The sequence below is a fragment of the Mycobacterium sp. 852002-51163_SCH5372311 genome, from assembly GCF_001667115.1.
Lineage (GTDB): Bacteria > Actinomycetota > Actinomycetes > Mycobacteriales > Mycobacteriaceae > Mycobacterium.
This window is the reverse complement of record NZ_LZIJ01000109.1, coordinates 35632-48577: the sequence shown is the minus strand read 5'-3', so window position 1 is coordinate 48577 and position 12946 is coordinate 35632. Positions and strand designations below refer to the sequence as shown.

Here is a 12946-nt window from a genome sequence, read left to right as displayed (position 1 = left end):
GCAAGCAGACGCAATCGCCCAAAGTCACGGCGTGGCACGGGTTTTCGCGTCCGCTCGTCCGGTCAAATCCCAGGTGACCGCGTCGGTCAACCGGATCAGATCCTGCGGCGGCACCGCGATGTCCCAATGACGCTTGCCGGCACTGCACAACACCCGATCCCACTTCAACGCCGAGCTGTCCACCACGGTCCGCAACCGCTTCCGCTGAGCGAACGGGGAGATGCCGCCGACCACGTAGCCGGTCGCCCGCTCGACCGCAGCGGGTTCGGCCATGCTGGCTTTGGGCACGCCGAACGCCGCCGCGGCTGCCTTCAGCGACAACTTCGACGGCACCGGCACGACGGCGACCGCGAGCTCGCCGGGCAGTGCGATCACCAGCGTCTTGAAAACCTGATCCTGCGCGAAATCGCCGGAGTCCGACAGGTCTGTGACGACGTCGAAGTGCAGGATCTCGTGCCGCACACCGGCATTGACCAACGCGGCGACCGCAGGTGTTGCTGCACCCGCCACCCTAGGGCTGGGAGTATCCCGGCGGGTTTACCCCGTCCACCCAGAAGTCGACACCGAGGTTTCCGCCCGGCACGCAGTCGTAGACCGACAAGTCGGTGACGCCGGATTCCACCAGCACGTCCTCACATAACAAGGTGTTGCCGGTGTATTCGCGGGCCGGCTTGTTGAGGATGACGTAGGCCGCGTCGGCGTACACGTCGGGCTTACGGGCCCGCCCCATCGCTTCCTCGCCGCCGAGCAGGTTCTGCACCGCGGCGGTGGCCACCAGCGTGCGCGGCCACAACGTGTTGGAAGCGATGCCCTCGTCGCGCATCTCCTCGGCAATACCCAACGCGCACAACGTCATACCGAACTTAGCCATCATGTAGGCCGTCGGCTTCAGCCATTTCTTGTCCAGCAGCACCGGTGGCGACAGCGTGAGGATGTGTGGATTCTCCCGACCCTTAAGGTGCGGAATGCACGCCTGCGACACGGCATACGTGCCGCGGACCTGGATGCCGTTCATCAAATCGAAGCGCTTCATCGGCACTTCGGTGATAGAGCCCAGGTTGATCGCCGACGCATTGTTGACGCAGATGTCGATGCCGCCGAACTGATCGACGGTCTGGGCCACCGCGGTGGCGACGGAATCCGGGTCGCGGACGTCCCCGACGATCGGCAAGGCCTGACCGCCCGCTTCCTCCAGCTCCTTGGCCGCGGTGTACACCGTGCCGGGCAGCTTGGGGTGGGGCTCGGCGGTCTTGGCGATCAGCGCGATGTTGGCGCCGTCCTGGGCGGCCCGTTTGGCGATCGCGAGGCCGATGCCGCGGCTGGCGCCGGAAATGAACATGGTCTTGCCTTGCAGAGACGTGGCGTGGGACATGGCGTCACACTAACGTCCGGGTCGGCAGGTCTGGATCGCGGGACCTGCGGTCCGCCTGGGCTGCGGAAATAGTGCGCGCGGTGGCGCTGTTGATCGATGAGGTTTCTGCAGCTAGGTGCCCGCGACACGAGCCGGGCAGACACTGTCGGTCACAGCCCTTAGATTGGAGGAGTCTGGTGTCAACGGCGACGAGCCTGTTGGGTGACGCTGAGTTGGCGCCCTCGTCTGCAGAAGGGAACGTGCTAATCGATATGGCCGACCTGGAAAACGTGCGGGACGGCGCCACCGACTTGGACGTTCCCAAGTCCGGGCCGCCGCCTGACGAAACCGACGCGGAACTGACCGCACGCTTCGAGCGTGACGCCATTCCACTCCTGGATCAGCTCTACGGCGGTGCACTGCGCATGACGCGCAATCCGGCCGACGCCGAGGACCTGCTCCAGGAAACGATGGTGAAGGCCTACGCGGGTTTTCGCTCGTTCCGGGAAGGCACCAACCTCAAAGCGTGGCTGTACCGGATTCTGACCAACACCTACATCAACAGCTACCGCAAGAAGCAGCGCCAGCCAGCGGAATATCCGACCGAGGCAATCACCGACTGGCAACTGGCGTCCAACGCCGAGCATTCCTCCACCGGCTTGCGTTCAGCCGAGGTCGAGGCGCTCGAGGCACTGCCCGACACCGAGATCAAAGCAGCGCTGCAAGCTCTGCCGGAAGAGTTCCGGATGGCGGTCTACTACGCCGACGTCGAGGGTTTCCCTTATAAGGAAATCGCCGAGATCATGGATACGCCGATCGGGACGGTGATGTCGCGGCTTCATCGTGGCAGACGTCAGCTGCGCGCTCTGTTGGCCGATGTGGCCAAGGAGCGCGGATTCATCCGCGGTCAACAGGCGCACGAGGAGGTGTCGTCATGAGTGATACGCCCGGCCCAGTCGACCCCTGCGCCGACGTCAGCGCTGTCGACGACTCGCACGGTGGGCTCGGTTGTGCGGAAGTAATCGCCGAGGTATGGACCCTGCTGGACGGTGAATGCACCCCGGAGTCCCGGGAGAAGCTGCGCCGGCACCTCGAGGCATGCCCCGGATGCTTGAAGCATTACGGGCTCGAGGAGCGGATCAAGGCGCTGATCGCGACCAAATGCAGAGGCGACAAAGCCCCCGAGGGGTTGCGGGAACGCCTGCGGCTGGAGATCCGCCGAACCACCATCATCCGCGGCGGGTCCTGAGAGCTGACGCGAAAGGCCCCTGATTCGGCACGAATCAGGGGCTACTGCGTTCGGTGCGGCTACGAGTTCGGGCGCTTGCCGTGGTTGGCTTTGCTGTACTTCCGGTCGCGCTTCTTACGGCCACGCTTGGCCATGGGTAACCTCCGTTTATTCGAATGCGGGGCGGCCATAAGTGTGTTGAGGTCCGCCCGGTTACCCAACAGTGTCCCATGCGCCCTGTCACGCCACGTCGGTAGCCTGCGCGCCGCTGTTCTGGACCGTCTTGTGGTTCGATATACATGAGCCTGAGAGACCAGCAGTCAGCATGCGGAATGGCCGAAACAAGTGGGGTGAAGATGGCCGAGGATGTTCGCGCCGAGATCGTGGCCAGCGTGCTCGAAGTCGTTGTCCGGGAGGGCGACCAGATCGGCAAAGGCGACACCGTCGTGCTGCTGGAGTCGATGAAGATGGAGATCCCCGTGCTGGCCGAAGTCGGCGGCACCGTCAGCAAGGTCAGTGTGTCGGTCGGCGACGTCATCCAGGCCGGCGACCTCATCGCTGTGATCAGCTAGCCGTTGGACTCGACAGATACGCAGGCCGGGGTCATCCGGGAGCACGCGGGGGAGCGTCATGTCCACTCTCGGTGATCTGCTTGCCGAACACACGGTGCTGCCCGGCAATGCGGTCGACCACCTGCATGCGGTGGTGGGGGAGTGGCAGCTGCTAGCCGACCTGTCCTTCGCCGACTACCTGATGTGGGTGCGCCGCGACGACGGCGTGCTGGTATGTGTGGCGCAATGCCGGCCGAACACCGCGCCCACAGTTCTGCAGACCGATGCCGTGGGCAGCGTCGTCGCTGCCGATCGGTTGCCGCTCGTCGCCGCTACCTTCGCTTCTGGTACTTCGGAGCGGGAAAACGATGCGGTGCAACCGCATTCGTGGCAACTGCCCGGGCCTAACGTCGAGGCCTCCCCGGTACGGTATGGCGACCAGGTGGTGGCGGTGCTGACCCGCCACCAAACCGACGTGGCGGTCGAGCGCTCGTCCGGCCACCTGGAAACCGCCTACCAGGAGTGCGCCACCGACCTTTTGCACATGCTGGGCGACGGCACGTTTCCCGACGTCGGAGACGTGGCCATGTCGCGTTCCACCCCGCGTGCCGGCGACGGCTTCATCCGCCTGGACGTCAACGGCGTCGTCGCCTACGCCAGTCCCAACGCACTGTCGGCCTATCACCGGATGGGTCTGGTCAGCGAGTTGGAAGGTCACAACTTCATCGAGGTGACACGCCCGCTCATCTCGGACCCCTTTGAGGCGCAAGAGGTGGCCGAGCATGTGCTCGACTTGCTGGCCGGCGGGACGAGCATGCGGATGGAAGTCGACGCCGGGGGTGCCACGGTCCTGCTACGCACCGTGCCGCTGGTGGTCAACCGCGCCAGCGCAGGTGCCGCGATACTGATCCGCGACGTCACCGAGGTGAAACGGCGCGACCGCGCGCTGATATCGAAGGACGCCACCATTCGCGAAATTCACCATCGGGTGAAAAACAACCTGCAAACGGTGGCGGCGCTGTTGCGCCTGCAGGCCCGTCGTACAGCCAATGCAGAGGGGCGCGAGGCGCTGATCGAATCGGTACGCCGGGTCTCGTCGATCGCCCTGGTCCATGACGCGCTGTCGATGTCAGTCGACGAGCAGGTCAACCTCGACGAGGTCATCGATCGGATTCTGCCGATCATGAACGATGTGGCGTCGGTGGACAGGCCGATCCGGATCAACCGCGTCGGTGATCTCGGTGTCCTGGACTCCGACCGTGCCACGGCGCTGATCATGGTGATCACCGAACTCGTGCAGAACGCTATCGAGCACGCCTTCGATCCGGCGGCCTCCGGGGGGGCCGTGACGATCCGCGCTGAGCGCTCGGCACGCTGGCTGGATGTCGTGGTTCACGACGACGGGCGCGGCCTGCCGGAGGGATTCAGCCTGGAAAAGTCGGACAGCCTCGGCCTGCAGATCGTGCGGACCCTGGTGTCCGCCGAGCTGGACGGCACGTTGAGCATGCACGAGGGCGCCGGGAAGGGCACCGACGTGGTGCTCCGGGTGCCGATCGGCCGGCGGGCCCGGTTGCTGCTGTAATACCGGCACGCAACAGTGCGGCCCCGACGTTTGTCGAGGCCGCACTGTCGGAAACTGCGTCAGACTCCGCTACGGGCCTTCGTCCGGGCGCTGCGACGCTTGAGTGCGCGCCGCTCGTCTTCGCTCATGCCGCCCCATACGCCCGAGTCCTGGCCTGTGTTCAGAGCCCAGGCGAGGCATTCCGTGGTCACCGGGCACCGATTGCAGACCAGTTTCGCGTCAGCGATCTGCGCGAGTGCCGGGCCGCTGTTCCCTACCGGGAAAAACAGCTCGGGATCTTCGTCGCGACAGACCGCCTTGTGGCGCCAATCCATAAGTACTTACTCCTCACTGAGTGCGCAGCAAGGCGCACGGCCATTTTTGTTCCGCAGTTAGCGCGTGCACAAGAAAGGTATCCGTACCCCTACAAAATTTCTGCATGCAACCTTTTGATCGTTTCACAGGCTCAAGAGATGTCAATAGCGTCAGTTAGCTCGTGGGCTATCTCACTTTGACGAACTCTTACCAAAGCCCTTACACCGTTGTACTACACTGCGGGCCACTTCCCTAGAGATTTTCGTCTCACTTTTGTGTCACCGGCTAGTCCCTGCAGTTCAGGACGGCTTTTTGGCAGGCGGGGCGACCACCGCCAGCGCGTCGGGAACCGTTCGGAACGTCATGCTTTCGCGCATCCCGAGGTACTCCCCGTCGAACTGGGTGGCGGCCGGTTCGCCGTTGGTGGTGACGCGCAGCCAAGCCGTGTCGTCGTCGCGGATGAGTTGCTTAGCCTGCGGGTTGGGGCGTTTCGAGAGCATCTGGCGCACTAATCGCAGCGTGGGGAAAATCTTCATACTGGTGAGCGCGAACACACCGAGACCCGTTTCGAAGCTGCAGTCGGGATTGGTCACCATCGGCCGCTCGTTGCTGTACGTCCACGGCGTGGTGTTGGACACCCAGGCGAAGTGCACGCCCGGAATGGCCTCGCGGTCCGGCAATTCCAGCGTGAGAGTTGGTTCGCGGCGGCTGAAGCCGACTGCGACAGGCACCGCCACTCGCCAATAGCGCAACGGGGTCACCTTGGCGCCCTTGCTGCGTTGGGCTTCCACGCCGGCGACCACTTCCGCGTCGACGCCCATCCCCGCATTGATGACGGCCCAGGTCTCGCCGCAATCGATCAGGCTGATCCGGCGCCAGGTCCGATGACGCCGGTAGTCGTCGAGCAGCTGGATCAGCTGGTTGGTGGCGGCAACCGGGTCCCGGGACAGGCCCAGCGCTCTGGTCAGCACATTCGCCGAGCCGCCCGGCACCACCGCGACCGCCGGCAGGGCTTCTCTCGGTGTGCTCCCGGGGCGACCGAGCAAGCCGTTGACCACTCGGCTGATCGTTCCGTCGCCGCCGTGCACGACCACCAGGTCGACTCCGTTCTCGGCGGCGGTGTGAGCGAGTTCAGCCCCGTGACCTGGATGGGTGGTGTGCTCGACGGTGAGCTCGAGGCGGCTCTTGAGCGCGCTTGCCAGCAGGTCACGGGCGGCCGGTGTGGTGGACGTGGCAGCGGGGTTGACGATCAGCACGGCGCGCATGATGCACGAGCTTAAGGCTTGTCCGTGAGAGGTCCGCTGACCAGCCGCCAAGCGTGACTACGCTGGCGTCGTGACGAATCCAGGCCGTGATCCGGCCCCGCGTGCCGTGCGTGGCGCCGGTGTGATCGTCGGGCTGCAGGGGGTGGCCGCATTGGTGGTGGCCGCGGTGCTGGTGGTCCGCGGGCTCGCCGGAGCCGACCAGCGAGTGGTCAACGGGATGGGAACCGCGATCTGGTTCGCGCTGATCGGCGGCGCCGTGCTGGCTGCCGGCTGGGCCCTGATGAACGGTAAGCGCTGGGGCCGTGGCCTGGGTGTGTTCACCCAGTTGCTGCTGCTGCCGATTGCGTGGTACCTCGCGGTGGGCTCACACCGGCTCGCCTTCGGGATTGCGCTGGCGTTGATAGCGCTGAGCGCGCTGGTCTTGCTGTTCAGTCCGGCGGCTGTGCGCTGGGCGGCGGGCGGCTATCAGCGGGATCGCGCCAGCTCGGCCAAGCCCGAGCCGGACAGCCGATAGGTGGTCCACTCCCGCTGCGGCACTGCCCCGACTCGGTCGTACAGCGCGATGGCGTCGGAGTTCCAGTTCAGCACCGCCCACGACAACCGCGTGTAGCCGTGGTCTTGGCATTCGCGCGCCAACTCCGACAGCAGCGCGCGAGCCAGCCCGCGGCGGCGAAACTCTGGCCGTACGAACAGATCTTCCAGATAGATCCCCGCCACACCGTCCCAGGTGGAGAAGCTGAGGAACCACAGCGCCATCGCGGCGGTTTCGCCGTCTACCACCGCGACGTGGCCGTGCACTGTCGGTAACTCACCGAATAGTGCTGTGGCGATCTGCGTTTCGGTGACCGTACATTGATCCGGGGCGCGCTCGAACTCGGCCAATCCGTGGATCATGTCGGCAATGTCTGCGGCGTCCCTCGGGGTGGCGCGGCGGATGAACTCAACCATGCGCAACTCCAAGTGCGTTGAGTACCGTGGCGAATTTCATTGTGGTTTCTTCGACTTCGTCATCAGGGTTGGACTCGGCGACAATTCCTCCGCCGGCGTGCGCCAGCGCGGTGCGCCGGTCGGGCGACAGCTGCGCGCACCGGATGGACACCACCCAGCGACCGTCGCCCCGGGCATCGCACCAGCCCACCGCGCCGGCGTAGAAGCCGCGGTCCCCTTCCAGCTCGCGGATGAGTTCTGCTGCGGGCTTGGTCGGCACTCCTCCGACCGCCGGGGTGGGATGCAGCGCCAGCGCCAGATCGATTGCGGTGGTTGAGGAGTCGCGCAGCCGGCCGCTGATCGGCGTGCACAGGTGCCAGAGCACCGCGGTGCGGCTAAGTTGCGGCTGGGGCGCGATGGTCAGGTCGTCGCACAGCGGTTCCAGTGCGGCGCGCATGGCGTCGATGACGAGTTGGTGCTCGTGCCGGTCCTTGGCGGAGGCGGCCAGCGCCGCACCGTGGGCGGCGTCGACGTCCGGGTCGGCGGCACGTGGGGCCGAACCGGCAAACGGTTGGCACACAACGCGATTGCCGGAGCGAGCGACCAGAAGTTCTGGGCTGGCGCCCACCAGCGCCGCGCCTACGTAGCCGTCGCCCGCGGGAGTGAGGTCGACGAGGTAACCGTATGCGGTCGGGTCGGCCTCGACCAGACGGCGCAGGATGACGCGAGCGTCCAACGCTTCGTCGGCACCGAGTTGCAGCGCGCGGGCCAGCACTACCTTGCGCAAGGGTCGCAGGGGATTGTCAGGTGCCGCGAGCTGATCCCGGGCCCGGCTGATCCGCTCGCGGTGGGCGTCGGGCGCGGGCAACTTTGCCGTGACCCGCACCGAGGGCAGCGGTCCCGTCGGCCAGTCGGGCAGCGCGTCGGTGCGCCGCACGGCCTCCGGCGCCAGCAGTGCGACGGGCCTGCTCACGTCGAAAGGCAACGCGCCCAACACTATTGGGGCCTCTCCCGAGCGCAGGGCCGCTTGCGCGGCGGCCACGTCGCGGTACTGTGCCCGCACGCCGTCGGCAACCACGGTCCCCGCCGGCCCGCATAGCGCGAACGGCGGTTCGGGATTGCTCATGGATTGCCCGGCTGCTTGACGCGCGCTGTCACTGTCCCGTCAATCCCAGTGCGACCAGCTGGCGCACCCCGTGCTCGAAGCCGCAGACCGCGACCGACGCGGTTGGCATTCCGAATCGGCTGCCCTCCACCAGCGGAAGCTCGACCCAGCGGGTGATCACCGACCGGGAGAAATGGCTGTGGCCGACGAAAACCACGTCGCGCGTTGCCATGTGCTCAAGCGCCATCGCCACGGCCCGATCGGCGCGATCGCTGACCTGCTGGACGCTTTCTCCGTCCGGGCACCCATGGGTCCATACCAGCCAATCAGGTTCGGATTCACGGATTTGCTCGGTGGTCAGTCCCTCGTAGGAACCGTAATCCCATTCAGCGAGTAGCGGAGAAACCTCGTCGACTTTAAGGCCGGCCAATTCTGCGGTAACCAGGGCGCGTTGTCGTGGGCTGCTGATCACCAGCGGTTCGGTGAGTTCGAGGTCGCCCAGGGCGTGGCCGGCCAGCTCCGCCTGGTCTCGGCCGGCGTCGGTCAACTCGAGCTCGGTACTCCCGGTGTGCTGGCCCGATTTCGACCACTCGGTCTCGCCGTGGCGGAGCAGCACCAGTCGGTGGTCTTCCACCCCTTTTTTCAAGCCCATGCCGACCGATTCTGCCGGACCCGACATGCCAGGACCGTTGCGGGAGCCACCGTCCGAAGCTTCGGGCAAAGGACGTGCCAGGATGGGCAGAGTGACCGCGCAGCAATAAGGAGGAGCGGCGCTTTGACTAAAACGCGGGTATTGGCTGTGGCAAACCAGAAGGGTGGCGTAGCCAAGACGACGACGGTCGCCTCGCTGGGTGCGGCAATGGCGGATCTCGGAAAGCGCGTGCTGATTGTAGATCTGGACCCGCAGGGCTGTTTGACCTTCTCGCTTGGCCAAGACCCGGACAAGCTGCCGGTGTCCGTGCACGAGGTACTCCTCGGTGAGGTCGAGCCGAACGCCGCGCTGGTCACCACCAGCGAGGGAATGACCCTGCTGCCGGCGAACATCGACCTGGCGGGCGCCGAGGCGATGCTGCTCATGCGGGCCGGCCGCGAGTACGCGCTCAAGCGTGCGCTGGCCAAACTCTCCGACTTCGACGTCGTCGTCGTGGATTGCCCGCCCTCGCTGGGGGTGCTCACGCTCAACGGCTTGACGGCTGCCGACGAGGTCATCGTGCCGCTGCAATGCGAGACGCTGGCCCACCGCGGTGTCGGCCAGTTTCTGCGCACGGTTGCCGATGTCCAGCAGATCACCAACCCGGACCTGCGGTTGCTGGGCGCGTTGCCGACGCTGTACGACTCGCGAACCACGCACACCCGCGACGTGCTGGTCGACGTCGCAGACCGCTACGACCTGCCGGTGCTGGCTCCGCCGATCCCGCGCACGGTCCGCTTCGCCGAGGCCAGCGCGTCGGGCTCGTCGGTGATGGCCGGGCGCAAGAACAAAGGAGCCGTTGCCTATCGCGAGCTGGCCGAGGCGCTGCTGAAGCACTGGAAGACCGGAAAGCCGCTGCCCAGTTTCGCGGTCGAGGTTTAGCGCTCGGTTGCGCGGGCTGATAGCGCCGGCAACTAACCCAGCGCCACCACGGTGTCGCCGCGCTGCTCGAAGACCCTGGAGCCCGAAACGGCAGGGACGACCGCTGAAGTGCTCGGCTGCCGGCTCACCGGGATGAAGCTGGTGTTCTCGCCGCTGAGCGGGTCATAAATCCCGAGGCCGCCCGTGATGGGCACCAGCAGCTGGCCCGCCATCATCGCACCCGGGCCCAGGGGCGTGGCCGTCTCGCCGGAGGCGATCGTGTAGCGAAGACTCAGCTTGCCCGTTTCGAAGACCATCAGGGAATCACCGGTCCACCAGGTCACCAGGTTTCCGGCTGGCGAGGCGACAGCCGAACTCGACGGGGGCTTGGGCAGCAGCGTGCTCGCCACCGTCGCGCCCGTCTCGTCGATGATGTCGACCCTGGGTTGGGGCAAGGGCAGATACACGGCCGTGTTGGTATCCGAGACGGCCAGCACGCGAGCACCCGAGCCGGGCCGGATCCCGGGTTCGGTAACAAGGTGTTGCTGGGGTTCGTCGTCGTCTTTGCCCGGCCGCAACAGCACGAGTCGCAGATCGGCCTGGTTCGTGCAGGCTTCCAGCACCGATACCGCAGACGAGCTGGCCGCTGCCGACTCCAGCCGGCAGCCCGAATGCAGGCCTCGCGCCGACGGTTTCACCCGGGCGTCGGTCTCGCCGTAGACCAGCATCCGGACCATGTCGGAGCGCCACAGCTCCAGGCGGGTCTGGCCCGCCGACAAGACGGTCGTGCCGTCGGCGGACAGGCGCACCGCCGGATCGGCATAACTGCTCCGCGCGGGTCCGCGACGACCCGTGGCTCCGTCGATGGTGCTGACCTGCCCGCAACCGCGGTCGTCGCGATAGACCGCGACGGCGAAGTGATAGACCCAGGACAGCCCGCACAGGTCGGTGTCGCGGGAGTAGCTCCAGCGCGTTTCACCCGTGGCGGGGTCGTGCCCTTGCACCTGTCGCCCATCGCCGGTGGTCACCGACCCACCGACCACGACCGGTGCCGTGGTGGCCGGGCTCGCGGCGCTCCACAGCTGCTTCAGCTCGGTCGGCACGTATTTGGCCGGAGTGGGATTGGGCGCCGGCGAAGCTGCCGGCCGGCTCACGGTGGCCCGGGCGTCGCTGGTCCACCAGATCAGCGCCGCGACCACCGCGACCACCAGCGCGATCGTCGCGGCGGCCACGATGTCGCCTTTGGTCCGGCGTTCGGGTCTCACCATGAGGAACCGTTGGTCAGTTCGTCTGCGCGGCGAGCTTCGCTCCACTGTCTTGAGCGTTCCCACCGCCACCGCGCTGGCGGCGACGACGGCGACGGGCCGGCCCCGGTTCACCCGAGGCGGGCGCGGACGGCGCCTCGGCAGGGGCTTCGATGTTGGTGCCATTCGCGCCGGCGGGGTGCCCGGTGGCGGGTTGGCCGCCGCGCGTGCGCCGGCGCCGTGCGCCGCCACTGCGGGTGCGTGGCTTAGGGCTGTTGCCTGGGCTGTTGCCTGCCTTCTCGGCGGCGGTGCTGCGCCGCTTGACCGGCGACTTGCGCGCGGCTCCGACCTTGCCGCCGGCGTCGGCCGGGATGGCCAGTTCGGCATACAGGTGGGGCGAACTCGAGTAGGTCTCGGCCGGGTCCGGGGACCCCAGGCCCAGCGCCTTGTCGATCATCGTCCAGCGCTCCAGCTCATCCCAGTCCACCAGCGTGACCGCGACACCGGTGCGACCGGCGCGGCCGGTGCGCCCGATGCGGTGGACGTACATCTTGTCGTCCTCGGGGCACTGATAGTTGATGACATGGGTGACGTCGTCGATGTCGATGCCGCGCGCGGCCACATCGGTAGCCACCAGCACGTCGACATCGCCGGACCGAAACGCCTTGAGCGCCTTCTCGCGGGCGATCTGCCCGAGATCACCATGCACGGCACCCACTGCGAAGCCGCGTTCGGCCAGCTCGTCGGCGACCTTCTGGGCGGTGCGCTTGGTGCGGGTGAAGACCATCGTGGCGCCGCGGTCGCGAGCCTGCAGAATTCGGCTGACCAGCTCCACCTTGTCCAGCGCGTGGGCGCGGTAGACGAACTGCTCGGTGGTGTCGTGCACGGCCAGCGAGTGCGGCGACTCGGCCCGGATGTGGGTGGGCTGGTCCATGAACGTGCGGGCCAGCGTGATGATCGGGTCCGGCATGGTCGCCGAGAACAGCATCGACTGGCGGTCGAGGGGAATCTGACGCAGGATGCGTTCGATGTCGGGCAAGAAGCCGAGGTCAAGCATCTCGTCGGCCTCGTCGAGCACCAGCATCGACAGCCCGCCCAGCTGCAGATGGCCCTGCTGGCAGAGGTCGAGCAACCGGCCCGGTGTGCCCACCACGACGTCGGCGCCGTTCTGTAACGCCTCGATCTGCGGTTCGTAGGCACGTCCACCGTAGATGGACACCACCGACAGCGGCCGCTGCACGCCATCCCCGGCGGTCAGGTATTTGGCCGCTGTCGCCAAGTCGCCGGTCACCTGCAGGCACAGCTCGCGGGTGGGCACCACCACCAGGGCGCGCGGAGCGCCGCTGAGCGGCCGTGCTGCGTCACCCGCCGTGATCCGCTGTAGCAGCGGTACACCGAAGGCGAAGGTCTTGCCCATCCCGGTGCGGGCCTGCCCGATAACGTCCTCTCCGGCCAGCGCCAGCGGCAACGTCAATTCTTGGATAGCAAAGGGATGGTCGATGCCCTTTTCCGATAGTGCGCGGGTGATTTCGTCGCGGACTCCGAGTTTGGCAAATGTGGGTTCAGTTGTGCTCTTAAGCGCGGTCATACGGGGTGAATAAGCCTTCCGGTGACGGTATTTCGTGTCGGTTTTCTCTGTCGCGGTCACGCGCGCACTGAGTTCCGACTCCGAAATTCCGGTCGCCGGCCGATGTTCGGTCCAGAGGAGCCGGTCCGAACGCGGCAGCTGTGCGCGCACATTTCGCCGGTGACGGCAGTACCAAAACGGTACATAGATACAGCCATTACCTATGAGCATCATAGCCGGTGGCTCAGCGGGCACCCATTTGCGCCTAATCTTGCCGACT

General features: G+C 66.4%; 16 protein-coding genes. 6 read left to right on the top strand and 10 right to left on the bottom strand.

Going from position 1 to position 12946, the window contains the following annotated elements:
• Positions 1-24: 24 nt before the first annotated feature.
• Both A5791_RS13955 and A5791_RS13950 read right to left on the bottom strand, forming a co-directional pair.
• Positions 25-510 (bottom strand): YbaK/EbsC family protein, encoded by a 486-nt coding sequence (locus A5791_RS13955; RefSeq protein WP_067237386.1) that lies wholly within the window; start codon positions 508-510, stop codon positions 25-27.
• Between the two features lies 1 nt (position 511).
• The gene (locus A5791_RS13950; protein WP_067237383.1) at positions 512-1372 is read right to left on the bottom strand and encodes an NAD(P)-dependent oxidoreductase; all 861 of its coding nucleotides are present in this window, start codon (positions 1370-1372) and stop codon (positions 512-514) included.
• Between the two features lie 173 nt (positions 1373-1545).
• On the opposite strand from A5791_RS13950, the gene A5791_RS13945 reads away from it, so the two are divergent.
• Positions 1546-2289 carry a sigma-70 family RNA polymerase sigma factor gene (locus tag A5791_RS13945; protein ID WP_082966928.1) on the top strand — a complete coding sequence of 248 codons (744 nt, stop codon included), beginning with the start codon at positions 1546-1548 and terminating at the stop codon, positions 2287-2289.
• Positions 2286-2600, top strand: a complete 315-nt coding sequence (gene rsrA, locus A5791_RS13940; RefSeq protein WP_067237376.1) for a mycothiol system anti-sigma-R factor — start codon at positions 2286-2288, stop codon at positions 2598-2600. Before A5791_RS13945 ends, rsrA begins: the two co-directional genes overlap by 4 nt.
• A gap of 59 nt (positions 2601-2659) precedes the next feature.
• Here the strand turns inward: rsrA and A5791_RS27710 are convergent, their stop codons facing one another.
• Positions 2660-2734 (bottom strand): 50S ribosomal protein bL37, encoded by a 75-nt coding sequence (locus A5791_RS27710; RefSeq protein ID WP_003416889.1) that lies wholly within the window; start codon positions 2732-2734, stop codon positions 2660-2662.
• 201 nt (positions 2735-2935) lie between these two features.
• On the opposite strand from A5791_RS27710, the gene A5791_RS13935 reads away from it, so the two are divergent.
• Together A5791_RS13935 and A5791_RS13930 are read left to right on the top strand one after the other, a co-directional pair.
• Entirely contained in the window at positions 2936-3151 is a 216-nt protein-coding gene (locus tag A5791_RS13935; RefSeq protein ID WP_067237694.1) for a biotin/lipoyl-binding carrier protein, read from the top strand.
• 58 nt (positions 3152-3209) lie between these two features.
• A complete protein-coding gene (locus A5791_RS13930) occupies positions 3210-4712 on the top strand; it encodes a sensor histidine kinase (RefSeq protein WP_067237373.1) in 1503 nt (500 codons plus the stop codon).
• A gap of 59 nt (positions 4713-4771) precedes the next feature.
• Here the strand turns inward: A5791_RS13930 and whiB1 are convergent, their stop codons facing one another.
• Together whiB1 and A5791_RS13920 are read right to left on the bottom strand one after the other, a co-directional pair.
• Entirely contained in the window at positions 4772-5026 is a 255-nt protein-coding gene (gene whiB1 / locus A5791_RS13925) for a transcriptional regulator WhiB1 (RefSeq protein WP_067237369.1), read from the bottom strand.
• Positions 5027-5305: 279 nt separating this feature from the next.
• A complete protein-coding gene (locus tag A5791_RS13920) occupies positions 5306-6271 on the bottom strand; it encodes a diacylglycerol kinase family protein (RefSeq protein WP_067237366.1) in 966 nt (321 codons plus the stop codon).
• A gap of 70 nt (positions 6272-6341) precedes the next feature.
• On the opposite strand from A5791_RS13920, the gene A5791_RS13915 reads away from it, so the two are divergent.
• The gene (locus A5791_RS13915; protein WP_067237362.1) at positions 6342-6785 is read left to right on the top strand and encodes a hypothetical protein; all 444 of its coding nucleotides are present in this window, start codon (positions 6342-6344) and stop codon (positions 6783-6785) included.
• On the opposite strand, the gene A5791_RS13910 is transcribed toward A5791_RS13915, so the two are convergent.
• Genes A5791_RS13910 through A5791_RS13900 form a run of 3 tightly spaced genes read right to left on the bottom strand, consistent with a single transcriptional unit; the run spans position 6737 to position 8955 of the window.
• Positions 6737-7219, bottom strand: coding sequence for a GNAT family N-acetyltransferase (locus tag A5791_RS13910; RefSeq protein WP_067237360.1), 483 nt, complete (start codon positions 7217-7219; stop codon positions 6737-6739). The two genes, A5791_RS13915 and A5791_RS13910, sit on opposite strands and share 49 nt — an antisense overlap.
• Positions 7212-8324, bottom strand: a complete 1113-nt coding sequence (locus A5791_RS13905) for an isochorismate synthase MenF (protein ID WP_067237355.1) — start codon at positions 8322-8324, stop codon at positions 7212-7214. The genes A5791_RS13910 and A5791_RS13905 overlap by 8 nt, the downstream gene beginning before the upstream one ends.
• Positions 8325-8352: 28 nt before the next feature.
• Complete coding sequence (locus A5791_RS13900) at positions 8353-8955, bottom strand: acid phosphatase (RefSeq protein ID WP_067237690.1); 603 nt, start codon at positions 8953-8955, stop codon at positions 8353-8355.
• A 123-nt stretch (positions 8956-9078) separates the two neighbouring features.
• On the opposite strand from A5791_RS13900, the gene A5791_RS13895 reads away from it, so the two are divergent.
• Entirely contained in the window at positions 9079-9876 is a 798-nt protein-coding gene (locus A5791_RS13895) for a ParA family protein (RefSeq protein ID WP_067237351.1), read from the top strand.
• 32 nt (positions 9877-9908) lie between these two features.
• Here A5791_RS13895 and A5791_RS13890 read toward each other — a convergent pair whose 3' ends face one another.
• On the bottom strand, positions 9909-11123 hold the full coding sequence (locus tag A5791_RS13890) for a PQQ-binding-like beta-propeller repeat protein (RefSeq protein WP_067237687.1): 1215 nt from the start codon (positions 11121-11123) through the stop codon (positions 9909-9911).
• 13 nt (positions 11124-11136) lie between these two features.
• Complete coding sequence (locus tag A5791_RS13885; protein ID WP_067237684.1) at positions 11137-12687, bottom strand: DEAD/DEAH box helicase; 1551 nt, start codon at positions 12685-12687, stop codon at positions 11137-11139.
• Positions 12688-12946 lie beyond the last annotated feature (259 nt).

Bases quoted from the DNA above. Each gene is read 5' to 3' on its own strand.
- A5791_RS13890 (WP_067237687.1), bottom strand. From the start codon at position 11,123: ATGGTGAGACCCGAACGCCGGACCAAAGGCGACATCGTGGCCGCCGCG.
- A5791_RS13910 (WP_067237360.1), bottom strand. From the start codon at position 7,219: ATGGTTGAGTTCATCCGCCGCGCCACCCCGAGGGACGCCGCAGACATT.
- A5791_RS13930 (WP_067237373.1), top strand. From the start codon at position 3,210: ATGTCCACTCTCGGTGATCTGCTTGCCGAACACACGGTGCTGCCCGGC.
- A5791_RS13905 (WP_067237355.1), bottom strand. From the start codon at position 8,324: ATGAGCAATCCCGAACCGCCGTTCGCGCTATGCGGGCCGGCGGGGACC.
- A5791_RS13935 (WP_067237694.1), top strand. From the start codon at position 2,936: ATGGCCGAGGATGTTCGCGCCGAGATCGTGGCCAGCGTGCTCGAAGTC.
- A5791_RS13900 (WP_067237690.1), bottom strand. From the start codon at position 8,955: ATGGGCTTGAAAAAAGGGGTGGAAGACCACCGACTGGTGCTGCTCCGC.
- A5791_RS13920 (WP_067237366.1), bottom strand. From the start codon at position 6,271: ATGCGCGCCGTGCTGATCGTCAACCCCGCTGCCACGTCCACCACACCG.
- whiB1 (WP_067237369.1), bottom strand. From the start codon at position 5,026: ATGGATTGGCGCCACAAGGCGGTCTGTCGCGACGAAGATCCCGAGCTG.
- A5791_RS13950 (WP_067237383.1), bottom strand. From the start codon at position 1,372: ATGTCCCACGCCACGTCTCTGCAAGGCAAGACCATGTTCATTTCCGGC.
- rsrA (WP_067237376.1), top strand. From the start codon at position 2,286: ATGAGTGATACGCCCGGCCCAGTCGACCCCTGCGCCGACGTCAGCGCT.
- A5791_RS13885 (WP_067237684.1), bottom strand. From the start codon at position 12,687: ATGACCGCGCTTAAGAGCACAACTGAACCCACATTTGCCAAACTCGGA.